The 22,076-nt window shown below is 62.8% G+C and carries 23 protein-coding genes; 16 read left to right on the top strand and 7 right to left on the bottom strand.

Annotated features, from left to right (window positions below; genetic code table 11):
- Positions 1-21 precede the first annotated feature (21 nt).
- Positions 22-909, bottom strand: coding sequence for an SDR family NAD(P)-dependent oxidoreductase (locus tag AB4Y43_RS00435; RefSeq protein ID WP_368726694.1), 888 nt, complete (start codon positions 907-909; stop codon positions 22-24).
- A 55-nt stretch (positions 910-964) separates the two neighbouring features.
- On the opposite strand from AB4Y43_RS00435, the gene AB4Y43_RS00430 reads away from it, so the two are divergent.
- Positions 965-1,492 (top strand): nuclear transport factor 2 family protein, encoded by a 528-nt coding sequence (locus tag AB4Y43_RS00430; RefSeq protein WP_368726693.1) that lies wholly within the window; start codon positions 965-967, stop codon positions 1,490-1,492.
- Between the two features lie 41 nt (positions 1,493-1,533).
- Entirely contained in the window at positions 1,534-2,685 is a 1,152-nt protein-coding gene (locus tag AB4Y43_RS00425; RefSeq protein ID WP_069266511.1) for a Gfo/Idh/MocA family protein, read from the top strand.
- Here the strand turns inward: AB4Y43_RS00425 and AB4Y43_RS00420 are convergent.
- From AB4Y43_RS00420 to AB4Y43_RS00395, 6 genes are all read right to left on the bottom strand, one after another.
- Positions 2,587-3,096 carry a tyrosine-protein phosphatase gene (locus AB4Y43_RS00420; protein ID WP_342947356.1) on the bottom strand — a complete coding sequence of 170 codons (510 nt, stop codon included), beginning with the start codon at positions 3,094-3,096 and terminating at the stop codon, positions 2,587-2,589. The genes AB4Y43_RS00425 and AB4Y43_RS00420 overlap by 99 nt on opposite strands.
- Positions 3,097-3,217: 121 nt before the next feature.
- Complete coding sequence (locus tag AB4Y43_RS00415; RefSeq protein ID WP_266228802.1) at positions 3,218-3,994, bottom strand: enoyl-CoA hydratase-related protein; 777 nt, start codon at positions 3,992-3,994, stop codon at positions 3,218-3,220.
- A 43-nt stretch (positions 3,995-4,037) separates the two neighbouring features.
- The gene (locus AB4Y43_RS00410) at positions 4,038-4,802 is read right to left on the bottom strand and encodes a glucose 1-dehydrogenase (RefSeq protein ID WP_069266513.1); all 765 of its coding nucleotides are present in this window, start codon (positions 4,800-4,802) and stop codon (positions 4,038-4,040) included.
- Between the two features lie 39 nt (positions 4,803-4,841).
- Positions 4,842-6,095: a CoA transferase gene (locus AB4Y43_RS00405; protein WP_342947357.1), complete on the bottom strand. Its 1,254-nt coding sequence runs from the start codon at positions 6,093-6,095 to the stop codon at positions 4,842-4,844.
- A gap of 2 nt (positions 6,096-6,097) precedes the next feature.
- The gene (locus AB4Y43_RS00400; protein ID WP_069266515.1) at positions 6,098-6,574 is read right to left on the bottom strand and encodes a MaoC/PaaZ C-terminal domain-containing protein; all 477 of its coding nucleotides are present in this window, start codon (positions 6,572-6,574) and stop codon (positions 6,098-6,100) included.
- 48 nt (positions 6,575-6,622) lie between these two features.
- Positions 6,623-7,786, bottom strand: a complete 1,164-nt coding sequence (locus AB4Y43_RS00395; protein ID WP_342947358.1) for an acyl-CoA dehydrogenase family protein — start codon at positions 7,784-7,786, stop codon at positions 6,623-6,625.
- Positions 7,787-8,170: 384 nt separating this feature from the next.
- On the opposite strand from AB4Y43_RS00395, the gene AB4Y43_RS00390 reads away from it, so the two are divergent.
- Genes AB4Y43_RS00390 through AB4Y43_RS00325 form a run of 14 tightly spaced genes read left to right on the top strand, consistent with a single transcriptional unit; the run spans position 8,171 to position 22,047 of the window.
- Positions 8,171-8,536 carry a Zn-ribbon domain-containing OB-fold protein gene (locus AB4Y43_RS00390; protein ID WP_069266517.1) on the top strand — a complete coding sequence of 122 codons (366 nt, stop codon included), beginning with the start codon at positions 8,171-8,173 and terminating at the stop codon, positions 8,534-8,536.
- A gap of 60 nt (positions 8,537-8,596) precedes the next feature.
- Positions 8,597-9,748: a thiolase gene (locus AB4Y43_RS00385; protein WP_342947360.1), complete on the top strand. Its 1,152-nt coding sequence runs from the start codon at positions 8,597-8,599 to the stop codon at positions 9,746-9,748.
- Between the two features lie 53 nt (positions 9,749-9,801).
- Positions 9,802-10,602, top strand: coding sequence for an enoyl-CoA hydratase/isomerase family protein (locus tag AB4Y43_RS00380; protein WP_342947361.1), 801 nt, complete (start codon positions 9,802-9,804; stop codon positions 10,600-10,602).
- An 11-nt stretch (positions 10,603-10,613) separates the two neighbouring features.
- On the top strand, positions 10,614-11,420 hold the full coding sequence (locus AB4Y43_RS00375) for an enoyl-CoA hydratase/isomerase family protein (RefSeq protein WP_069266520.1): 807 nt from the start codon (positions 10,614-10,616) through the stop codon (positions 11,418-11,420).
- A gap of 17 nt (positions 11,421-11,437) precedes the next feature.
- Positions 11,438-12,253, top strand: a complete 816-nt coding sequence (locus AB4Y43_RS00370; RefSeq protein ID WP_368726692.1) for an enoyl-CoA hydratase/isomerase family protein — start codon at positions 11,438-11,440, stop codon at positions 12,251-12,253.
- A 44-nt stretch (positions 12,254-12,297) separates the two neighbouring features.
- Positions 12,298-13,152: an SDR family oxidoreductase gene (locus tag AB4Y43_RS00365; protein ID WP_368726691.1), complete on the top strand. Its 855-nt coding sequence runs from the start codon at positions 12,298-12,300 to the stop codon at positions 13,150-13,152.
- Between the two features lie 3 nt (positions 13,153-13,155).
- The gene (locus tag AB4Y43_RS00360; RefSeq protein WP_368726690.1) at positions 13,156-14,298 is read left to right on the top strand and encodes a CaiB/BaiF CoA transferase family protein; all 1,143 of its coding nucleotides are present in this window, start codon (positions 13,156-13,158) and stop codon (positions 14,296-14,298) included.
- Positions 14,299-14,342: 44 nt separating this feature from the next.
- Positions 14,343-15,542, top strand: a complete 1,200-nt coding sequence (locus tag AB4Y43_RS00355; RefSeq protein ID WP_368726689.1) for an acyl-CoA dehydrogenase family protein — start codon at positions 14,343-14,345, stop codon at positions 15,540-15,542.
- Between the two features lie 31 nt (positions 15,543-15,573).
- The gene (locus tag AB4Y43_RS00350; protein ID WP_368726688.1) at positions 15,574-16,728 is read left to right on the top strand and encodes an acyl-CoA dehydrogenase family protein; all 1,155 of its coding nucleotides are present in this window, start codon (positions 15,574-15,576) and stop codon (positions 16,726-16,728) included.
- A gap of 32 nt (positions 16,729-16,760) precedes the next feature.
- Positions 16,761-17,927, top strand: a complete 1,167-nt coding sequence (locus AB4Y43_RS00345; protein WP_368685196.1) for an acyl-CoA dehydrogenase family protein — start codon at positions 16,761-16,763, stop codon at positions 17,925-17,927.
- A gap of 18 nt (positions 17,928-17,945) precedes the next feature.
- On the top strand, positions 17,946-18,752 hold the full coding sequence (locus tag AB4Y43_RS00340; RefSeq protein ID WP_368726687.1) for an enoyl-CoA hydratase: 807 nt from the start codon (positions 17,946-17,948) through the stop codon (positions 18,750-18,752).
- 19 nt (positions 18,753-18,771) lie between these two features.
- Positions 18,772-19,641 carry a MaoC/PaaZ C-terminal domain-containing protein gene (locus tag AB4Y43_RS00335; RefSeq protein ID WP_069266527.1) on the top strand — a complete coding sequence of 290 codons (870 nt, stop codon included), beginning with the start codon at positions 18,772-18,774 and terminating at the stop codon, positions 19,639-19,641.
- 54 nt (positions 19,642-19,695) lie between these two features.
- Entirely contained in the window at positions 19,696-20,904 is a 1,209-nt protein-coding gene (locus AB4Y43_RS00330) for an acyl-CoA dehydrogenase family protein (protein ID WP_368726686.1), read from the top strand.
- Between the two features lie 9 nt (positions 20,905-20,913).
- Positions 20,914-22,047 carry an acyl-CoA dehydrogenase family protein gene (locus AB4Y43_RS00325; protein ID WP_368726685.1) on the top strand — a complete coding sequence of 378 codons (1,134 nt, stop codon included), beginning with the start codon at positions 20,914-20,916 and terminating at the stop codon, positions 22,045-22,047.
- The last annotated feature ends 29 nt before the right edge of the window (positions 22,048-22,076 follow it).

The following is a 22,076-nucleotide window of genomic DNA, read 5'->3' as shown; positions in this document are numbered from 1 at the left end:
GTGAGAGCTTGCGCTGCGGCGCTAACCAAACAGTTTGCGCAACGTGCCGCCCATGGGAACGGGGAGCGTCGCGCCTTCGTCGTAAGGCCAGCGCAACATGCCGAGGGCGGCTGCGGCACCGCCGTCCACGTGCAGTACCTGACCTGTGATCGACCTCGCGAGGTCGGATGCGAGGAACAGCACGGCATTGGCGAGGTCGTCCGCGGCAGGAGGCGTTTGCAGCGGGATGTACATCTGAAAGGCCTTCGCCCACCAGTCGGCCGGGGCGTCGGCGTTGAGCGAGCGCCATGGTTCGGGAATGGCTGCGGCGTTGCCCGCGCTGGGCGTCGTATCGGGCGCGATCAGGTTCACGCGTATTCCGTGCGGGCCGAGTTCCCATGCCATCGCTTTCGAGAAGTTCGTCGTTGCCGCTTTCGCGCCTGCGTAAACGGCAAAACCGCCGGCACCGCGATGTGCTTCGATGGTCGTGAAATTCACGATCGATCCGCCGCGCCCGCTGCGCTGTAATAGCGGCACCGCGTGACGCGTCGATTCGACTACGTAGCCGAAATTGCGCTGAACGTCGTCGGCGCAATCGCGCTCCGCGCGTTCCATGAATGGCTGCATGCACGTGCCGCCAACCACGTTGACAAGCACATCGATACCGTCGAAGAAGCGCGCGGTCTCGCTATAGAACTGCGCGAGTTGGTCACTTCGTGTGGCGTCCGCATGCATGTCGAACACGCGGCGTCCCATCTCCCTTAGCGCCGCCGATGTGCTTGCAATGCTTTCGTCATCGATGTCACAAAACGCGATGTCAACGCCGGCCTCGCCGAGCGCAAGCGCGACCGCTTTGCCAATTCCTGCCGCACCACCAATCAACACGGCTCTGCGCCCTTCGAGTGCGCCCCTGCGATCCAGAAATTCCATCGACTTCTCCTTTCATTGGGATGTGAGTGAGCGGGAACACGGCAGAATCCGCGTATTGAATAATGGTACCGACGGTGCTATTGTTTCTCAAGGGTATCAAAGCAATGTGCCGAAGACGTCGATCCATGGAGGAACCTGCGTGACCGACATCGAACGACTCCTTGCAATCGAGGAAATCAAGCAGCTCAAAGCGCGTTATCTGCGCTGTGTCGATACGAAGCACTGGGAAGCATTCGGCGCAGTGTTCGCGCCTGATGGCCAACTCGACATCAGCGACGATGTCCCGGGATGCATTCTTGCGGGCAGGGAGAACATCGTGCGCGCGGTCAGTGTCCCGCTTGCCGGATGCGTAAGCGTTCATCACGGCCATTGCCCCGAGATCGATATCACATCGAGCACCACGGCCAACGGCACCTGGGCAATGGAAGACATGTTGCGCTGGGGGGCGAAGTCGGCGTATCCGAATCGCACACTGCATGGCTACGGCCACTATGTCGAGACCTACGAGAAGATCGACGGCCAGTGGCTTATCAAGAGCATGAAACTGCAGCGACTGCGCGTCGATGTCGGAGTGCAGACGTGAGTGCAATGAACCCATCGGAAGCAAGACATGGAGAAGCGATCGTGACACGCAGAATCGGCATCATCGGCGCCAACTGGAGCCTGAAAGTGCACGGCAGCGCCTGGCGGCTGCTGCGGGATGTGGAGGTGGCGGCGGTCTGCACCGCGCACCGCGAGACCGCCGAAGCGGCGGCGCAGGCATTCGGCGTGCCGCGCGCGTATTGGAACGTCGCCGATCTCGTCGCCGATCCGACGCTCGACATCATCGATGTCGGCAGCAGGCCTGCATATCGCTACGACATGGTCATGGCTGCGCTCAACGCCGGCAAACACGTGTATGACGCGCTGCCCTTTGCGGTCGATACGGAGCATGCCGTTGCGCAGAGCGAACTCGCGGCGAAGAAAGGATTGGTTGGGGTCGTCGATGCACAGTTTCGTTGGGTGCCCGCAGCGATGCACATGCAGGCGCTGATCGCAGAAGGGTTCCTCGGCGAACCGCTCGGATTCAATTTTCAGCTGCTTCAGCCGCTGCGCAACCACGATGGTTTCATCTATCCCCACGCGTCCTATCCCGGCGGCGGCGTCTCGCCCTACAAGTGGCTTGCCGATGCGCAAAGCGGTGGCAGCGCATGGCGCAATTTCGGCAGCCACATGGTGCTGCTGCTCATGCCGCTGCTCGGGCGGGTGAAGGCGGCCGCCGGTTCGGACACAACGGGCCTCAAGCAATGGCGCCTGCCGGACGGCAGCGTATTCACGCCGGACACCGCCGATCTTGGCTGTAGCGTGCTGCGCATGGAAAACGGCGCGCTAGGCACGGTCCAGACGAGTTGGGCCGTGGCCGACGGTCCGGGCATTCGCGCAGAACTTTGGGGAACGAAAGGACGCCTGCTCTATGTCGATCCCACGTTTGGCGATGGTGTTTCGTCGCGTCTTTATGCGGGAAAGCCGGAGCCATTCGAATTCGGTACTGCGGCAGGCGAGTGGCTCGAAACGCCCGCACGCTATTTCGAGGTGCCTGGAACTGGGTTCTCGAAGGAGAACGCGCCTTCGTATATGGTGTCGATGGGATGGATGTTTCACGACATGCTCCAGGCCATCGAGCAAAAACGGGCACCGTCACCCAGCTTCGAGGAAGCCACGCACGCGCACCGGGTGGTGGAGGCGGTGATCGAATCCGGCCGTAGCGGGCGGTGGATCGAGATCGGCGGTCGTTGAGGTTCGCGGGGACAGCGCGGTCGCTGTTCCAGCCACCTTCTCCTTCACTCCAGCAGGGCGTCGCGCAACCGATGTAGTTGAGACGGGTCGAGTCGGGCAGCGCTTCGAGGTTACGCTCGACCGAGCCGTGGCTGGCGGCCATCGCCGAGAAACCTCATCGAGATAGAGCGCATCGACGCCGGCTACAACATCGATCACCGACGCATCGAGTGCTGCACCGAAATGGATGGCCATCGCTTGCGCAGCGGATTCGTGCAAGAGTCCATTGCGTGTGCTCCTCAGATAATCACGATAGATCGTATCGCGCGAGACGCCCAGCGCATGGAGCATGATGGCTATCCGAAATCCAGTCCGGTCTTTGCCCGCCGTGCAGTGGAAAATGACGGGCAGACACCGACCTCCATTTACCATGAGTCTTGGCCGAGGCAATGAGCGTTTACGGGTGCCTCACTATCGACGTACACGCGCGAAAATTGAAATGAGGTGGGCTGGCGACGGCAGGCAGGCGCGTCGCCGCATTTTTTGCTTCGTCTTACTTCACGTACTTGCGGAACTCCGGCTTGCGCTTTTCGCGGAACGCATTGCCGCCTTCCTTGGACTCGTCGGTTTCGTAATACATTGCGAGCGCTTGCATTGCGAACGCACCGATGCCGCGAATATTCTCGGTATCGATATTGAACGATCGCTTCGCCAGCGCGATGGCCGTGGGGCTCATCTGCAGAATCTCGTCGCACCACTTTTTCGTTTCGGCATCGAGTTGCTCGGGGGGCACGACTGCGTTGATGAGGCCCCAGTCGAGCGCCTGTTTTGCACTGTATTTGCGGCACATGTACCAGATTTCCCGTGCGCGCTTCTCGCCGATGATGCGCGCGAGGTACGCGGTGCCGAAACCCGGATCGACCGAACCGACCTTCGGGCCGACCTGGCCGAAGATCGCGGTTTCGGAAGCGATCGCGAGGTCGCAGATCGTCACGAGCACGTTGCCGCCGCCGATCGCGTAGCCGTTCACGCGTGCGATCACCGGCTTCGGAATGTCGCGGATAATGCTTTGCAGTTCCTCGATCGGCAGGCCCACGGTGCCGCGGCCGTTGTAGCCGTCGCCGGACTGGTCGCCGCCGGTGCAGAACGCCTTTTCGCCGGCGCCGGTGAGCACCACGACGCCGATGTCCTTGTTCCATCCCGCGAGACCGAAGGCCTTGATCAGTTCTTCACAGGTGTTGGCGTTGAACGCGTTATAGACGTTGGGGCGATTGATGGTGATCGTCGCGACGCCATCCGCTTCCTTGTAGATAATGTCCCTGAATTCCATGTCGTATTCCGATGTTGTTTATTGAGCAGGTTCGAGACGCCGGTTAGCCGGCCATCGTCAGGCCGCCGGACACGCTGATGACCTGGCCGCTGATGAAAGCGGCGTCGTCGCTCGCGAGGAAGGCAACCGTGCCGGGGATATCGCCCGGTTCGCCCATGCGGCCGAAAGGCACGGCCTTCACGAGCGCCGCCTTGATGCGCTCGCCTTTCTCACCTTGCGCGAGGTTGTCGAGCAGCGGGGTCGCGGTGGGGCCGGGGCACACGACGTTGACGGGAATATGCTGGCGCGCCATTTCGCGCGCCATGGTTTTCGTGAACGCGATGAGACCGCCTTTGCAGAACGAATAGACGGCTTCCATCGAGGAGCCCACGCGTCCCGCGTCCGACGAGATGTTCACGACGCGGCCACGGCCGCGCTCAGCCATGCGCCGCAAGACGGCGTGGTGCATGTTCAGCGGGCCGTACAGGTTGATCGCGACGACCTTGTCCCAGAACGGCTTCTCCGTTTGCAGGAAGAACGAACCCATGTCCCAGCCCGCGTTGTTGACGAGGACCTCGATCGGACCGAGGTCTTCCTCGACTTTGGCCACCGCGGCATGCACGCCTTCGTGATCCGTGATGTCGACACGGTACGCACGCGCCTTGCCACCCGCCGCCTCGATTTCTGCCGCGACACGTGCTGCGCCTTCTTCGTTCAGATCGAACAGCGCGACGGTCGAGCCTTCCTCGCCGAATCGCTTGCTGATGGCGGTTCCGATCCCGCCCGCGGCGCCGGTTACGATGACGACCTTCTCCTTGAGCCCCTTCATTGGTTCCCCTCCGTGATGTGCGAGGCGCGTTCGCGCCAGTTAGTCTTTGCTCAACGCTTCCGTAACGGCTTGGCCTTTTCCCGTGGCACGGGCGACGAGCGCGCTGGCTTCGCTTGCGCTATAGCCCGCTTCGATCAGGACTTCGATGCTGTGCTCGCCGAGATTCGGCGGCAGATAGCGAACGTTGCCGGGCGACTCGGAGAAATGCACCGGGATCGAGGTCATGACCATGTCGCCTTCGGTCGGGTGAGCGAAGCGCTGGAAGAAGCCGGTTTCCTTGACGTACGCGTCGTGCATCAGGTCTTTCAGGTCGCGCACGGGACCGTGCGGAACGTCCGCCGAGGCAAAAATGGCGTTCCATTCAGCCGTGGTCTTATTGCGGATGGCGTCGCCAACGATGCGGTACAACTCGTTGATGTTGCGCATGCGCTCGGTCATGTGGCAAAAGCGCGGGTCATCCAGCAGATGCGCCGCATCGATCGCGCACAGCACGCGGCGCCATTGCTCGTTGTTCACCGCAAGCAGGCAGATATGGCCGTCCTTCGTCGCATACGGGCGGCGATACGGCGAGAACATGCGCGGATAGCCAAGGCCCGTGCCGTCATTGGAGCCCAGCGCGCCTTCCCAGAGATGCTCGAAAAGATTGAACTGCAGCATCGTTTCGAACATCGGCACATGGACGAGCTGACCGAGACCGGTACGCTCGCGGTGATAGAGCGCCATGCCAATTGAGGAGGCCAGCACGTAACCGCAGAACTTGTCGACGATCACGGTGGGGAAGTAGCGCGGCGAGCCGTCAGCGTCACGGTTCATCGCGGCAATGCCGGTTTCGCCCTGGATCACGTCGTCGAAGGCGGGGCGATCCTTGTAGGGGCCGTCGATGCGGTAGCCGGCGCCCGACGCGTAGACGATGCGCGGGTTGCGCGCCCGTACGGTTTCGTAGCCGATGCCGAGCCGCTCGGCGGCGCTCGGACGCATGCTGTGCACGATGACGTCGGCCGTTTCGACAAGCTTGAGCAGCGCTTCGCGGCACTCGGCCTGTTTGAGGTTCAGGATCACGCTCCGCTTGTTGCGGTTCATGATCGTATAGAACACGGCCATGTCGGGATTGCGGCCGGGACCGTTCTTGCGGTTCTGGTCGCCTTCGGGCGGTTCGATCTTGATGACGTCCGCACCCATGTCGCCGAGCAGCTGCGTGGCAACCGGACCGAGCACGTTGATGGTCAGGTCGATCACGCGCACACCGGCTAACGGGCCCGTGGCCCGTTCGAGGGGTTGTTGTGGATTTTCCATGCTCAGGCCTTGTATTCTTTGCCCTTCACGAGTCTGAGCGGCGTGTACACCATCACTTCCGTGCCGTCCTGCTTGATCACGCGATTACGCGTGCGTACGAGACCAAGTCCTGGACGCCCGTTGCTGGGCCGGCATTCGATGACTTCGCATTCCACATGAATCGTGTCGCCCACGTAGGTGGGACCCTTGATATCCAGCTCCATGTTGAGGAACGCGAAGCCGACGCCCTGCATGGTGGCCTGCGTGAGCAGCCCCTCCATGAGCGTAAACACGAGTGCTCCCGGCGCGACGCGTCCCTTGATCGCGGACTGCTCCCTTAGAAACTCTGTGTTGGTAAACAGCACTTCCAGCATGCCAGTCACGGATACGAAATTCACGACGTCCGTTTCGGTGACTGTGCGGCCCACGGTCTTGAACTTGCGTCCAACGGGCAGGTCCTCCCAGTGGATACCCAAACCAACCGTTTCGACTTCTTCCATTGCCTGTCCTCTGTTGTTGTCGCTCGCTTGTTAGCTCAACTGTCTTTTTCAGTTCTTCTTGATGCGGCCCAGCACGTTGTCCGCGACAATGTTGCGCTGGATTTGATTCGTGCCCTCAATGATCTGCACAACTTTTGCGTCGCGGAAATACCGGTTTATCGGGTACTCGTTGGAGATGCCGGCAGCGCCAAAAAGCTGTACGGCGTCAGTCGCGACCTTCATGGCGACATCCGATGCGAACATCTTCGCCATCGCAGCCATTGGAGCGAGTTCGCGTCCGCTTACGCCCGCGTCGACGAGCGACGCGGTGCGGTAGACAAGTTGGCGCGCGGCTTCGGTCTGCGTGACCATGTCGGCAATCATCCAGCGCACACCCTGGAAGTTGCTGATGGTCTGGCCGAACGCTACGCGATCCTGAATGAATTTGACGGCATGGTCGATCGCCCCCTGCGCAATGCCGACCGCGCGCGCGGCAACGATGGGGCGGCTCGTGTTGAGCGCTTCCATGGCCACCTTGAATCCCTGGCCGCCTTCCGGCCCGAGACGGTCTTCCACGCGAATGAAGGCGTCGTCGAAATAGAGGGGGCAAGACGCTACGCCTCGCGCGCCCATCTTGTCTTCTTCATTACCGATGGTGAGCCCGTGCGTGTTGCGATCGACGATAAAAAGATTGATCCCCAGCGGCTGCCCTTCCTCATCGAGCGTCTTTGCCGCGACGAGAATGAAGTCGGCAATATGGGAGTTCGTGCACCAGATTTTTGAGCCGTTGAGCACATAGCCGCCGTTCTTGCGGCGCGCTGTGGTGCGAATGCCGGATACGTCGGAGCCGCTTTGAGATTCGGTAATCGAGAGCGCGCCGCGCAATTCGCCGGATGCGAGTCCGGGCAGAAGGCGTGCCTTCTGTTCATCCGTGCCTCCTTCGAGAATGGCGCCAAAGGGCGTCCATTGCACGACCAGCAAATAGCCGGTGTTGTAGCAAACTCGCCCAAACTCCTCGACGGCGATACAGGCCGACATCACACTGCCGGCGCCGCCATACGCTTCCGGAAACGGCAACGTGAAGAGGCCCAGTTCCTTAAGCAGTGCATACATGTCATGCGGATACTCGGCCGTACGGTCGATCTCGTCGGCGCGCGGTGCCACGCGCTCCCTTGCGACGCGACGGATGAGATCGCGGATCTGAACCTGGTCGTCTGTTAGTTCGTATGTCACTTCGAGCTCTCTTACTGGCGGTTTTCCGGATCGGGCCAGGATTCGTCTTTCGGAGCGGGCCAGGTTGCCCCCGCTGACCACTCCCGAATCACCCCGGTCTCTTCAAAATGTTGAACAATGTTCGATAAAGTAAACGATGGATCAGGTGGCCGTCAAGCGCAGAAACCGGCTGGCGCGGGTTTGTCCGAGGTGCGTCCGGAATTTCGCCGGGATGTAGTGTCAGCCTTGTGGGGCGGGGCACGACAGGGCTTTCCCACCGTTGACAGCACGCTTCCGATGCGTTTAATATTTGGAACAGTGTTCGGTTAATTGTTCCATTTTGGCCCGACATAGCGGCTCGATTCGCGGGAGCCCTAAGGCAAAAACGATTTGGAGGAGCGGGGAATGGACTCTCTTTGTCCTGAAGTCGACTATCAGAAGTTTCTGGCCGAGGGCCGCTTGATGATCCAGCGCAGCCGCAGCAGCGGCCGCTATGTGTTCTATCCGCGCGTGGCCGAGCCGGTCACCGGGGCGCGCGATCTGGAATGGGTCGACGCGTGCGGGAAAGGCACGGTTTATTCCACCACGGTCGTGCGCCAGAAGTCGCCCACGCCGAGCTACAACGTCGCAGTGATCGATCTGGAGGAAGGTGTGCGCATGCTCAGCTGCGTTGAGGGCATCGAGCCGGAGGCCGTGCGCATTGGCATGCCCGTGCAGGCGAAGATCGTCTACCGGGGGGATGCGGCACTGCTCGTATTCGAACCAGCCTGACGCCCGCTAACCCGCAACCGGCCGTCAAGAGCCGGTCGCACCTGATGAAAGGTAGATCGAATGGAATTCAACTTGCGCGGGCGTACCGCACTGGTGGCAGGCGCCACTTATGGGATGGGGGAAGCACCTGGGTTGTCGTCGATGGACCTTGCTGCGCGCGCTTGCGTCGACGCGCTGGCCCAGGTAGGGCTCACGCCCGGCGATGTGGATGGCCTGTTCGTGTGCACGCCCGACGACATGCTCTCGGGTCTCACGTTTGCCGAGTACCTCGGTATTAACCCGAAGTTCACCGACAACAACCGAAGCGGCGGCTCGGCGTTCGAGATTTACGCACACACTGCGGCGATGGCCTTGTCTACGGGCCAGATCGACGTCGCGCTGATCGCATATGGGAGCAACCAGCGCAGCGCGGCGGGCAAGCTCGTGCAGTCGTCGCGTCCCTCGCCGTGGGAGAGCCCGTACAAGCCGATGAATCCGGTCTCGTCTTATGCGCTCGCGGCGGCGCGGCATATGCACCAGTTCGGCACGAAGCGCGAACATCTGGCCGAGGTGGCCGTCGCCGCGCGCAAATGGGCGCAGCTCAATCCGGATGCGTACATGCGCACGCCCTTGTCGATCGATGACGTGATGGGCGCGCGTCTCGTATCCGACCCGCTTTCCGTGCGCGATTGCTGCCTCGTGACGGATGGCGCGGCGGCCGTCGTCATGGTGCGCGCCGACCGCGCACGCGATCTGACCGACAAGCCCGTCTATCTGCTCGGCGCGGCTTCGGCCACGTCACACCGCGAAATTGCGAGCATGCCCGATCTCACGGTGACGGCGGCCGCGCAATCGGGCCGGCGCGCGTATGAAATGGCGGGCGTGAAGGCAAGCGATATCGACGTCGCGATGCTGTACGACGCATTCACGATCAACACCATTCTGTTCCTGGAAGACCTCGGCTTCTGCCCCAAGGGCGAAGGCGGCCGCTTCGTCGCGGACGGGGCCATCGCGCCGGGCGGCCGGCTCGCGGTGAATACCAACGGCGGCGGATTGTCCTGCGTTCACCCCGGCATGTATGGGCTTTTCCTGATCGAAGAGTCGATGCGGCAGTTGACGGGGCGCGCCGGCGAACGCCAGATTCCCGGCGCGAAGCTGGCCATCGCACACGGCAACGGCGGCGTGCTCTCGAGCCAGGCCACGGTGATTCTCGGAACTGAGGAGACGCTGTAAGACACGCCGGCCGCCCAGGCCACGGTCAACAGCTTTGCATGGGAGACGGACAGATGAGCGTAGAGATCGGCAGCGACGCGACAGAGATCGTCCAGGTCCAGCAAGACGGTGCAATCGCGATCGTCACATTGAATTACCCCCAACGCCGCAATGCGTTTTCATTGAAGATGCGTCAGACGTTGTATGCGCAACTTTATCGTCTGATGCATCAGGAGGAAAGTTGCCGCGCAATTGTCCTGACCGGCGCCGGCAATACGTTTTGTGCGGGCGGCGACATCTCGGAGATGCAGACGCGCAAGGTGCTCGAGTACCGGCAACGCAATGAACTGCCGCTCGATATCTTCAGACTGATGGTCGAAGGCCCGAAAGCGGTTGTTGCCGCGGTCGAAGGGTTTGCGTTTGGTGCAGGCCTCTCGCTCGCAGCGGCTTGCGACTACGTCGTCACATCGTCGGCGGCGCGCTATGCGAGCGCGTTCGTGAAAGTCGGGCTTTTGCCCGATACGGGGCTCTACTGGTCGCTCTCGCAACGCGTGGGCGGCGGCCTCGCACGTGAACTCATGCTGAGCGCGCGCGAGTTCAACGGAGTAGAAGCGGGCGAGACCGGCTTTGCGAATCAGGTCGTCGAGCCCGGCGAGGCGCTGAACGCGGCCTTGAAGGTGGCGCAACAGTACGCCGAATTGCCCTCGGTCGCCACCGCGCATCTGAAGGCCGCGCTCGCGACGGGCATCCGCACGCTCGACGAAGCGATCGAAGCCGAAGTCAACCTGCAGCCCATCCTGCGCCGCAGCCGCGAACACCAGGAGGCCGTGAGCGCCTTCATGGAAAAGCGCAAGCCGGTGTTCGTGGCCGACTGAAGGGAGCCAACATGAGCGAAAAGCAAACGGCAGCAACCGAAACGGCGGCGCTGATCGAGGTGACCCGCGAGGGGCCGGTCGCGATCGTGACGTTGAACAATCCGCGACGCCGCAATGCGATGGGGCGCCAGATGCGCCAGTTGCTGCGTGACACGGTGCATCGTCTCATGGTCGACGACCCAGAGTCGCGCGCAATTGTACTCACAGGCGCCGGCGAGCATTTTTGCGCGGGTGCGGACATCTCCGAGATGACGAAGCGCACGATCCTGCAAAGCCGCGAAATTCTGGCGGAATCGTGCATGGTGGTGCGCGAAATGCAAGCGGGTCCGAAGCCCGTTGTGGCGGCGGTGGAAGGCGTGGCCTTCGGCGCCGGCCTCTCGCTCGCGGTGGCGGCCGATTACGTCGTCGCAGCGTCGAGCGCGCGTTTTTGCGCTGCGTTTCTGCGCGTGGGGCTGATTCCAGATACCGGCATTCTGTGGACGCTTCCCAAGCGCATTGGCATGGCCCGCGCGCGCGAGATGCTTTCGCTCGCCACGGAGATCGACGGTAACAAGGCCGCGGCAATCGACCTCGCAAACGAAGTGGTCGAGTCGGGCGCGGCGCGCGCCAGGGCGATTGAAGTTGCACTCGGCCTCGCGGCCTTGCCACCGCTCGGCGTGGCGCTGTTGAAGGAGTCGCTCACCAACGCCGCGACGACCATGGAAGGCGCGCTGCGAGCCGAGATCGACTATCAGCCCATCCTGCGTCAGTCGAAGGACCATCAGGCTGCCTGCAAGGCATTTATGGAAAAGACCACACCGGTCTTCACCGGCGAGTGAGCGCGGGGACCCATGCGATGAGTATCGAGCAGAAGGAAATGACTGCGGGCGCCGACGAGGTCGTGCAGGTGCGCCGTGAAGGCGACGTGAGCGTTGTCACGATGAACTATCCCGAGCGCCGCAACGCGTTCTCCATGAAGATGCGGCTCGCGCTGACGGAGGTGTTTCAGCGACTCATGAACGACGACGCCGATACGCGCGCCATCGTGCTGACGGGAGCGGGCGGTCATTTTTGCGCGGGCGGCGACCTCTCGGAAATGCACGCGGCCACGCCGCCATTGCTCGCGCTGCGTGAACGCATTGCGGTGGGCGTGCGTCTGTTCAAGCTGATTTATACGGGCACGAAGCCCGTCGTCGCGGCAGTGGAAGGCACGTGCTACGGAGCGGGCGTCTCGCTGGCTGCTGCCTGTGATGTCGTGGTCAGCGCCGAGACGGCGAAATACTCGTGTGCCTTCGGCAAGGTAGGCCTGCTGCCCGACACCGGGATTCTCTGGACGCTCCCGCAAAAGGTGGGTGGCGGCAAGGCGCGCGAACTGATGCTGAAGGGCGATGTCATCGATGCAACCACGGCGCGCCGCATCGGCCTCGTCAGCGAGCTGACGGTGAGCGGACACGCGCTCGATGCGGCGATCGAGGCCGCGGCTCGCTTTGCGAGCTATCCGCCGGTGACGCTGGCGCTCCTGAAGGCGAGCCTCGTCAACGCGGGCAACTCGATCGAGGACGCATGCCGTCTGGAGACCGATCTCAATCCGCTGGCGCGTCAAACGAGCGATCACACGGAAGCCGTGAAGGCCTTCATGGAAAAGCGCAAGCCGGTTTTCACGGGCGCCTGAAGCCGACGTTCTTCATTGCTGTCTCTACAGGAAGTTCAATGCCAATGTTTACGCCTGACCTGCTGAAGAACAAACGAATCCTGATCACCGGTGGTGGCACGGGGCTCGGCAAGAGTATCGGCCGACGTTATCTCGAACTGGGTGCCGATCTTGTCATCTGCGGCCGCCGCAAGGAAGTGCTCGGCGCGACCGCCGACGAGTTTCGCGGCGCGGTGCCCGGCGCACGCGTCACGACGGTGCAGGCGGACGTGCGCAGCGCGGAATCCGTCGAGGCAATGATGGACACGATCTGGCAGGACGGCCCGCTCGATGTGCTGCTGAACAACGCTGCGGCGAATTTCATCGCGCGCACGGAGAGCCTTTCGCCGCGCGCGGTGGACGCGGTGCTCGGCATCGTGCTGCACGGTAGCTTCTATTGCACGATCGCGGCGGGCAAGCGCTGGATCGACGCGGGCCACGCGGGCAACGTGATTAGCACGGTGTCTACGCCCACGATGACCGGCTCGGCCTTTACGGTGCCCTCCGCCGCGGCGAAGGCGGGCATTCTCGCGATGACCCGTAGCCTTGCGGTCGAGTGGGGCCCGAAGGGCATCCGTCTGAACGCGGTGGCGCCCGGACTTTTCCCTACGCCCGGCGCCTGGGAGCAACTGTATCCGCCGGGCTCGCAGGTCGAACCGCAGGAGCGCTCCGTTCCGCTGCGCCGCTTCGGCGATCACAAGGAACTCGCCGATCTTTACGCGTATCTGGCATCGGATGGGTCCGGCTACATCACCGGCGACATGATCGTCATCGACGGCGGCCGCTGGATGCAGGGCGTTGGCGGCCCGACCTTCCGTGCCATGCAGGACTGGACCGACGAACAATGGGACGCCATGCGCGCCCATGCGCGCAAGGGTTGAACGATGGGTCCGCTCGCGGGAATCCGAATCATTGAGCTGGCCGGCATCGGGCCGGGCCCCATGGCCGCGATGTTGCTCGCCGACCTGGGCGCGACGGTGTTGCGCATCGAGCGTCGCCAGCCGGTCAAGCTCGGTATCGAGCGCCCGCTGCGCTACAACCTGTTGCTGCGCAACCGGAAGACGATCGCGCTCGACCTGAAAGACCCGGAGGCTGTCGAACTCGTGCTTTCTCTGGTGGAGCGCGCCGACGCCTTGATCGAAGGCTTCCGCCCTGGTGTGACCGAGCGCCTGGGGCTCGGTCCGCAGGTTTGCCTCGGTCGCAACCCGAAACTCGCCTATGGGCGCATCACGGGATGGGGGCAAGACGGACCACTCGCGCAGTACGCAGGGCATGACCTGAACTACATTGCGATCACCGGTGTGCTCAACGCGATCGGGCGCTGCGATCAGCCGCCGTCGATACCGTTGAACCTGATCGGCGACTATGCGGGCGGTTCGCTGTACCTCGCGATGGGGCTGCTCTCGGCAATTCTGCACGCGCGTAACGGCGGCTCAGGCCAGGTCGTGGATGCTGCGATCGTCGACGGTACGGCCAACCTTGCCACCACGTTCTTCGGCATGCAGGCAGCCGGTATCTGGCGTGACGGGCGCGGGACGAATATCACGGACTCCGGATCACACTTCTACGACGTATACGAATGTGCGGACGGCAAGTGGATTACCATCGGCCCGATCGAGGACAAGTTCTATCTCGAACTGCTGCGCTTGCTCGACATCGACACGCGAACCCTCGGCGCTCAGCTTGACGAAAGCAATTGGCCTGCCGCGCGCGCCCTGTTTGCGCTGAAGTTCAAGAGCCGCACACGCGAGCAATGGACCACGCTGCTCGAGCATTCGGACGCGTGCTTCGCACCGGTGCTGTCGTGGACCGAGGCACCCGAGCATGCGCACCTGAAGGCGCGTGGCACGTTCATCGAAGTCGACGGCATCGTGCAGCCCGCTCCGGCGCCGCGCTTTTCCGCCACGGTGCCCGCGAAACCGACCGCGCCTGAAGCGCCCGACGCGGCAACGGTCGACGCCGCGCTGGCTGCGTGGCTCGAACCGGGCCGCATTGGCGAGCTGAAAGAAGCGGGAACGCTGGCCTGAGTGGCACACGCCAGGCGAGCCTAAGAAAACGAAACGAGACACTCATGGATCTGCGATATACCGACGAGGAGCTGGCGTTCCGCAATGAGGTGAGAGCCTTCTTCAAGGAAGCGCTGCCCGCCGACATTCGACGCAAGGCCACCCTGGGGCAGCGCTATTCGGCGGCCGACCTGCGCCGCTGGCAACGCATTCTCTACGAGCGCGGCTGGGCGACGCCCGCGTGGGACAAGGCGTGGGGCGGGACCGGCTGGAGCGCCGTGCAGCAATACATCTTCAAGGAAGAGCTGCACATGGCCCCGGCGCCCGAAACATTGTCGTTCAACGTGAACATGATCGGCCCGGTGCTGATCGCGTTTGGCAGCGAAGAGCAGAAGCGCCACTTCCTGCCCCGCATCGCGAGCCTCGAATACTGGTTCTGCCAGGGCTTTTCCGAGCCGGGCGCGGGTTCGGATCTGGCCGCACTGCGCACCCAGGCGGTTCGAGAAGGCGACCAGTACGTCATCAACGGGCAGAAGCTCTGGACCTCTACGGCGCATCACGCCGACTGGATGTTCTGTCTCGTGCGCACGGACTCGAGCGGGAAGAAGCAACAGGGCATTACCTACCTGCTGATCGACATGAAGACGCCGGGCTTGACGGTGCGCCCGATCATCACGATCGACGGCCACCACGAAACCAACGAGGTGTTCTTCGACAACGTGCGCGTGCCGGTTGCGAATCGCATCGGCGAGGAAAACAAGGGCTGGGACTACGCCAAGTATCTGCTCGGCAACGAGCGCAGCGGCATTGCGCGCGTGGGCGTTTCGAAGATGCGCGTGCGGCACGCAAAGGACCTCGCGAAGCGCGTGCCCTGCGGGGACGGCGTGCTGTGGGACGACCCGCGCTTTCGGGAGCGGGTCGCGGCCGTGGAAGTGGAATTGAAGGCGCTGGAAATGACGCAGATGCGCGTGATCGCCGAAAGCCGTGCGCAAGAGAGCCATGTGCCGGACCCCAAGACTTCGATCCTGAAGATCAAGGGTTCGGAACTCCAGCAACTTTCCGCCGAACTGCTGCTGGAAGTGGCGGGGCCGGATGCGTTGCCGCTCGATGTCGACTTCCTGCGCGGTCTTGGCGACGCGGTTCGCGAGCCCGAATGGGCGCTGACGATCGCGCCGAACCACTACTTTGCGCGTCACGTTTCGATTGTGGGCGGCTCCAACGAGATTCAGAAGAACATACTCGCCAAGTCGGTATTGGGACTTTGAGCGACGGTCGAACAGCGGAGAAGCATGGGCTATGGACTTTGATTTCACCGATGAGCAGCGCATGCTCAAGGACAGCGTCGAGCGTCTCGTCAAGGACGAGTACGGTTTCGAGCAGCGTGCGAAGTACCTCGTGGAGCCGGACGGCTTCAGCCGCGCGCAATGGGCGCGCTATGCGGAGATGGGGCTGCTGGGTCTTTCATTCGATGAGGAATACGGCGGCAGCAACTGCGGTCCTGTCGAGACGATGATCGTCATGGAGGCGCTCGGCCGCGGCCTCGCGGTCGAGCCGTACCTCGCAACGGTCGTGCTGGGCGGCGGCTTCGTGCGCCTTGGCGGCAACGCGGCGCAACGCACGGCGATTCTGCCGCAGATCGCGCAGGGCGAATTGCTGATGGCCTTTGCGCACAGCGAAGCGCAGTCGCGCTACGACCTGGCGGACGTGGCGGCCACCGCGCGGCGCGAAGGCGACGCATGGGTGATCGACGGCGCCAAGCGCGTCGTGCTGCATGGCGGCAATGCCGATCTCCTCGTGGTGTCGGCGCGGGTGTCGGGCGGCAGGCGCGAGCGTGACGGCATCGGCCTGTTCGTGGTGAGGGGCGACGCGGCGGGCGTGACACGCCGCGTGTATCCGACACAGGACCGGCTGAGCGCGGCAGATATCGAATTTTCCGGCGTGCGAGTTCCGGATAGCGACGTGCTGGGTGTCGCGGGTGCCGCGTTCCCGCTCATTGAGACAGTCGTTGCGCACGCAATCGCCGCGGTGAGCGCGGAAGCTGTAGGCGCGATGACCGCCGCGCACGAAGAAACCGTCGAGTATCTCAAGGTCCGCAAGCAGTTCGGCGTACCCATCGGGTCATTTCAGGCCCTCCAGCATCGGGCGGTCGACATGCTGGTCATGGTGGAGCAGGCGCGCAGCATGGCGCTCTTCGCGACCATGATGATTGAGGAACCCGATGCGGGGGAGCGCGATCGCAGCCTGTCCGCCGCGAAAGTGCAGATCGGACGCTCGGGCCGCTTCGTCGGCCAGCAAGGCGTGCAACTGCACGGCGGCATCGGGATGACCGAGGAGTGCAAGATCGGCCACAACATGCGACGCCTGAGCGTGATCGATATCCAGTTCGGCTCGACCGAACATCATCTGACCCAGCTCGCCAATGCCGGCGGGCTGATCGATGCAGCAGCGTGAGCCGCGTCCAGCCAAGTATACGGAAACCATTCATGAGCCGAATTACCTCTCCCGACCAATATCAGGAACTGCGCGACGCGCTGCGTGACCTTTCGAAGGAATATCCCGATGAGTACTGGCGCCGCATCGATCACGAACGCGTGTACCCGGAGGCGTTTGTCGACGCGTTGACGAAGGCCGGCTGGATGGCGGCGCTGATTCCTCAGGAGTACGGTGGTTCCGGCCTCGGGTTGACCGAGGCGTCCGTGATCATGGAGGAGATCAACCGCAACGGCGGCAACTCCGGGTTCTGCCACGGCCAGATGTACAACATGAACACGCTGCTGCGCAACGGCTCGGAAACGCAAAAGCGCAAATATCTGCCGAAGATCGCGAGCGGCGAATTGCGCCTGCAGTCGATGGGCGTGACCGAGCCGACCACGGGAACGGACACCACGAAGCTGAAGACCACCGCCGTGAAGAAAGACGGCCGCTATGTGGTCAACGGCCAGAAGGTTTGGATTTCGCGCGTGCAGCATTCGGACATGATGATCCTGCTCGCGCGCACCACGCCCTTGTCTGACGTGAAGAAGAAGTCGGATGGGCTGTCGTGCTTTCTCGTGGACCTGCACCAGGCGATCGGCAACGGTCTGACCGTGAGGCCGATTCCCAACATGGTCAATCACGAGACCAATGAACTGTTCTTCGACAATCTGGAGATTCCCGAAGAGAACCTGATTGGCGAGGAAGGCAAGGGCTTCAAGTACATCCTCGACGGGCTCAATGCCGAGCGTGCGCTGATCGCGGCCGAGTGTATCGGCGACGGCTACTGGTTCGTTGAACGCGCATCGAAATACGCCAACGAGCGTATCGTCTTCGACCGGCCAATCGGCATGAACCAGGGTATCCAGTTTCCGATCGCCGAGGCGTATATCGACGTGCGCGCGGCGGATCTCATGCGCTACAGAGCCTGTGAACTGTTCGACAACCATCAGGCATGCGGCGCGGAAGCGAACATGGCGAAGCATCTGGCGGCCACGGCTTCGTGGAAAGCGGCGAATGCCTGCTTGCAGACGCATGGCGGCTTCGGTTTCGCCTGCGAATACGACGTCGAACGTAAGTTCCGCGAAACGCGGCTTTATCAGGTGGCGCCGATTTCGACGAATCTGATTCTGTCCTACGTCGCCGAGCATGTGCTCGACCTGCCGCGTTCATTCTGATCATCGAGAGGGGATCTCATGCGCTTCGAGACCATTCTGTACGACGTCAAGGACCGTATCGCGACGATCACGCTCAACCGTCCTGAACACATGAACACCTGGAACGACCAGGTGGCGACGGAGGTGTACGAGGCAATGCAGGCCGCGGGCGCGGACCGCGGTGTGCGTGTCATCGTATTCACCGGCGCGGGGAAGGCGTTTTGCGCGGGCGGCGATATTCACAGCTTCGGTGGTGACCCCGCCGCACTCATGACCAAGCTGCCGCGTCCGTTCGACATGCGCAAGCGCGCCGACTGGCAGACGCGTTGTTCGTATTACCCGGCCATTCCGAAGCCGGTGATCGCCATGCTCAATGGCGCGACCGTCGGTATTGGCCTGATTCACGCGCTCTTTTGCGACATCCGGTTTGCTTCGGAAGACGCCACCATCACCACGGCATTCGCGCGGCGCGGTCTGACCGCCGAATACGGCATGGCGTGGATCCTCGCGCGCCACGTGGGCCAGGCGCATGCGCTCGACCTGCTGCTGTCGGGCCGCAAGATCAAAGGGCGCGAAGCCGAGCGCATGGGACTCGTGAATCGTGCGATCCCGGCGGAGAAACTGGTCGAAGAGACTTATGCCTACGCGCGCGAAATGGCGGATTACTGCTCGCCGCGCTCCATGCGCATCATGAAGGAACAGATCTGGGAGGTGCCTTTCCAGACGCCCCACGAGGCGATCATGTCGGCCGGTCTGGATATGCCGATCGCCAACCAGTGCGACGACTACAAGGAAGGCATGGCGAGCTTCCTCGAGAAGCGCAAGCCCAACTTCACGGACTACTGAGCACCTACAGGACACCCTCATGCTGAACTACGAAGTCGTCAAGAACTGGCCTATCGAAGATGTTACGCAGACGTACAGCGAACGCGACGTCATGCTGTATTCGCTGGGCCTTGGCCTCGGCGGAGACCCATTGGACGCAGACCAGCTGCGCTACGTCTATGAAAAGGACCTGCAGGCAATGCCGACTTGCGCGGCCGCGTTCGCGTGGCCGAAATCGTGGATGCGCGATCCGCGTACGGGCATCGACTACCTGAAGCTCGTGCACGGTGAGCAGGACGTCCGTTTCGTGCGGCCGATGCCGGTTGCCGCGACCATCGTCAGCAAGACGCGCGTGAGCCGCATCTCCGATAAAGGCGCGGGAAAGGGCGCGATCGTCGAGCTCATGCGTGACATCATCGACGTTTCGAGCGGCGAACAACTCGCCGAAGTCCGCCAGGTGTCGTTTCTGCGTGGCGACGGCGGGTTTAGCGCGGAGTCGGGGGTCAGCGACGTGCCGCCCGAAGCGCTTCCGCCGGTGCCGGAGCGCGCACCGGATGCGGAATACGTCTTCTCCACCGGCGCCCATGCCGCGTTGATCTATCGCCTTTCGGGCGATGCCAACCCGCTGCACGCGGATCCTGAAGTGGCTTCGAAGGCGGGTTTCAGCCGCCCCATTCTGCACGGCCTCGCGACCTATGGCATGGCGGGCTACGCCGCGATTCGCACCTTCGCCGGCAACGATGCCACCCGTCTGAAGCGGCTCGCCCTGCGTCTGACTTCGCCGGTTTATCCGGGCGAAGAAGTGCGTTTCCAGTTCTGGAGGGATAGCGACACCCGCCTGCATTTGCGCGCGCGTGTTGACGCGCGCGATGTGGTGGTGCTGAACAACGGCATCGTGGAAATTGCCTGAAACCGCGCCTGGCAGCGACAACGCGACTTGCCGGGCAGCGACTGGAGCCTGACGATGGACCTGAGAGAAAGCCCCGCCGAGAAGGCGTTTCGCGCCACGGTGCGGGAATTCGTAGCGACGCATTTGCCTGACGACATTCGTGATCGCGTGCTGAACTTCCGCCATGTGCCGCGCGAAGACTACGTGCGCTGGCAACGAATTCTGGCTGGAAAGGGTTGGGGCGCCCCTGCATGGCCCACGCAATTCGGCGGCGCCGCCTGGAATGCCGCGCAGCGCAATATCTTCGACGAGGAATGCTTTACCGCTGGCGCGCCGCGCCAGATGCCGTTCGGCCTTTCGATGGTCGGACCCGTGATCCAGAAGTTCGGCACTGCGGCGCAGCGCGAGCGCTTCCTGCCGCGCATCGTCTCGATGGAGGACTGGTGGTGCCAGGGTTATTCCGAGCCGGGCGCGGGTTCCGATCTGGCCTCGCTCAAAACGCGTGCGGAGCCTATCGAGCGCGACGGCCAATCGTTCTATGTCGTCAACGGCCAGAAGATCTGGACCTCGTTCGCGCAATGGGCGAACTGGATTTTCTGTCTCGTTCGCACGGACGGAAGCGGCCGCCCGCAGGAAGGCATCTCGTTCCTGCTGATCGATATGTCGACGCCGGGTATCACGGTCAGACCGATCCGCACGCTGGACGGCGGTCACGACGTCAACGAAGTGTTCTTCGACAACGTGGAAGTGCCGGTGAGCAATCTCGTCGGAGAGGAGCATCGCGGCTGGTCGATCGCGAAGTATCTGCTCGGACATGAGCGCACGAATATCGCCGGACTTGGCAACTGCAAGCGCTTCATGCGGCGTCTCAAGGAGATTGCGAGCACCGAGCGCAAGCACGGCAAACCGCTCATCGAGGACGTGCGCTTTCGCGATCGCATCGCCAAGGTGGAAATCGATTTGATCGCTCACGAATGGTCGCTTCTGCGCGTGGTCTCCGCTGAAACCGCAGGGCGTCCCATCGGGCCGGAAGCCTCGGTGCTGAAGATCCGCGGGTCGGAGATTCAGCAGGAGCTCACCGAACTGATCATGGAATGCGCAGGCCCGTATGCAGTGCCCTTCGTAAGCGAAGCGCTGGATGCGGACTGGCGCGGCGAAACCGCGAACGGCGAATTGCTCAACGCGCTGGCCGCGCACTACCTGGACTGGCGCAAGATTTCGATTTACGGCGGTTCGACCGAAGTGCAGAAAAACATCATCGCCAAGCAGGCGCTCGGCATCTGAGGACACGCCATGGACTTCACGCTGGTTGAAGAGGAACAGATGCTGGCCGACGTGGTCGGTCGTTTCGTCGAAAGGGAATACGATTTCGAGGCGAGGCGTCGTCTCGCCGCCACGCCGCAGGGCTGGTCGGATGCGCACTGGTCCACGCTCGCCGAAATGGGCGTGCTCGCGCTGAACGTGCCGCAGGACCACGGCGGCCTTGGCACGGGACCGGTCGAGACCATGCTCGTAATGGAAGCCTTCGGCCGGGGACTCGTGCTGGAACCGTTCGTTTCGTCGGCAGTGATCGGCGCGAAGCTCATCGGGCGCGCGGGACACGAGGCACGCAAGGCGGAGCTGCTGGCCGGCATCGCAGACGGCAGCCTGAAGACGGCGCTTGCAACGCTCGAACCTGGCGCGCGTTTCGATTTGTGGAACGTCGCGACGAGGGCCGAGGCAACGCGCGACGGGTTCGTCCTCGATGGCCGCAAGGGCGTCGTGCTGCACGGCGACTGCGCGGACATTCTGCTGGTCTCGGCGCGCACGGCAGGCGAGCAGGCGGACAAGCACGGCATCACGCTTTTCGCTGTCGATGCGCGCGCGCAAGGTGTGAGCGTCAAGGGGTTTCCCGCACTGGATGGCCAGCGTGTCGCGGAAGTGGTGCTGAACGGGGTGCGAGTCGACCAACAGGCGGTGATCGGCACGATCGATCGAGGCTACCCGTTGCTCGAATGGGCTGTCGATCAAGGCATATTCGCGCTGTGCGCCGAAGCCGTGGGCGCGATGTCGCGGCTGAGCGAACTGACTTTCGAGTATCTGCGCACACGCAAGCAGTTTGGCTCGCCCATCGGCAAGTTCCAGGCGCTGCAGCACCGCGCCGCCGATATTTTGACCGCGGTGGAGCAGGCGAAATCGATCGTCTATTTTGCGGCCGCCAGGCTCGGCGAAGACGATGACGTTGCCGCTCATCGCGCTGTGACCGCTGCGAAAGCGCTGATCGGGCGCAGCGCGCGCTTCGTCGCGCAGCAGGCAGTGCAGCTTCACGGTGGGATGGGCATGACGGACGAGCTGGCGGTGGGTTGGTATGTAAAGCGCCTCACCTGCATCGACATGACGTGGGGAAACACCGAGCACCATATCGAGCTATACGGCGCGTTCCTGTAACTGCGGCTCGATGGCAACAAGAACGATTC

Source organism: Paraburkholderia sp. BR10872 (assembly GCF_040965835.1).
GTDB classification, from domain to species: Bacteria; Pseudomonadota; Gammaproteobacteria; order Burkholderiales; family Burkholderiaceae; genus Paraburkholderia; species Paraburkholderia nodosa_A.
The sequence above is the reverse complement of the archived record's forward strand: the minus strand, read 5'-3'. Positions and strand labels throughout refer to the sequence as shown.

What these genes read in the sequence shown, in the direction of transcription:
- AB4Y43_RS00435 (WP_368726694.1), bottom strand. Translation starts at nt 909, where the DNA reads ATGGAATTTCTGGATCGCAGGGGCGCACTCGAAGGGCGCAGAGCCGTG.
- AB4Y43_RS00385 (WP_342947360.1), top strand. Translation starts at nt 8,597, where the DNA reads ATGGAATTCAACTTGCGCGGGCGTACCGCACTGGTGGCAGGCGCCACT.
- AB4Y43_RS00345 (WP_368685196.1), top strand. Translation starts at nt 16,761, where the DNA reads ATGAGCCGAATTACCTCTCCCGACCAATATCAGGAACTGCGCGACGCG.
- AB4Y43_RS00325 (WP_368726685.1), top strand. Translation starts at nt 20,914, where the DNA reads ATGGACTTCACGCTGGTTGAAGAGGAACAGATGCTGGCCGACGTGGTC.
- AB4Y43_RS00410 (WP_069266513.1), bottom strand. Translation starts at nt 4,802, where the DNA reads ATGAAGGGGCTCAAGGAGAAGGTCGTCATCGTAACCGGCGCCGCGGGC.
- AB4Y43_RS00330 (WP_368726686.1), top strand. Translation starts at nt 19,696, where the DNA reads ATGGACCTGAGAGAAAGCCCCGCCGAGAAGGCGTTTCGCGCCACGGTG.
- AB4Y43_RS00390 (WP_069266517.1), top strand. Translation starts at nt 8,171, where the DNA reads ATGGACTCTCTTTGTCCTGAAGTCGACTATCAGAAGTTTCTGGCCGAG.
- AB4Y43_RS00335 (WP_069266527.1), top strand. Translation starts at nt 18,772, where the DNA reads ATGCTGAACTACGAAGTCGTCAAGAACTGGCCTATCGAAGATGTTACG.
- AB4Y43_RS00355 (WP_368726689.1), top strand. Translation starts at nt 14,343, where the DNA reads ATGGATCTGCGATATACCGACGAGGAGCTGGCGTTCCGCAATGAGGTG.
- AB4Y43_RS00405 (WP_342947357.1), bottom strand. Translation starts at nt 6,095, where the DNA reads ATGGAAAATCCACAACAACCCCTCGAACGGGCCACGGGCCCGTTAGCC.
- AB4Y43_RS00365 (WP_368726691.1), top strand. Translation starts at nt 12,298, where the DNA reads ATGTTTACGCCTGACCTGCTGAAGAACAAACGAATCCTGATCACCGGT.
- AB4Y43_RS00380 (WP_342947361.1), top strand. Translation starts at nt 9,802, where the DNA reads ATGAGCGTAGAGATCGGCAGCGACGCGACAGAGATCGTCCAGGTCCAG.
- AB4Y43_RS00420 (WP_342947356.1), bottom strand. Translation starts at nt 3,096, where the DNA reads ATGGTAAATGGAGGTCGGTGTCTGCCCGTCATTTTCCACTGCACGGCG.
- AB4Y43_RS00340 (WP_368726687.1), top strand. Translation starts at nt 17,946, where the DNA reads ATGCGCTTCGAGACCATTCTGTACGACGTCAAGGACCGTATCGCGACG.
- AB4Y43_RS00360 (WP_368726690.1), top strand. Translation starts at nt 13,156, where the DNA reads ATGGGTCCGCTCGCGGGAATCCGAATCATTGAGCTGGCCGGCATCGGG.
- AB4Y43_RS00400 (WP_069266515.1), bottom strand. Translation starts at nt 6,574, where the DNA reads ATGGAAGAAGTCGAAACGGTTGGTTTGGGTATCCACTGGGAGGACCTG.
- AB4Y43_RS00375 (WP_069266520.1), top strand. Translation starts at nt 10,614, where the DNA reads ATGAGCGAAAAGCAAACGGCAGCAACCGAAACGGCGGCGCTGATCGAG.
- AB4Y43_RS00415 (WP_266228802.1), bottom strand. Translation starts at nt 3,994, where the DNA reads ATGGAATTCAGGGACATTATCTACAAGGAAGCGGATGGCGTCGCGACG.
- AB4Y43_RS00350 (WP_368726688.1), top strand. Translation starts at nt 15,574, where the DNA reads ATGGACTTTGATTTCACCGATGAGCAGCGCATGCTCAAGGACAGCGTC.
- AB4Y43_RS00370 (WP_368726692.1), top strand. Translation starts at nt 11,438, where the DNA reads ATGAGTATCGAGCAGAAGGAAATGACTGCGGGCGCCGACGAGGTCGTG.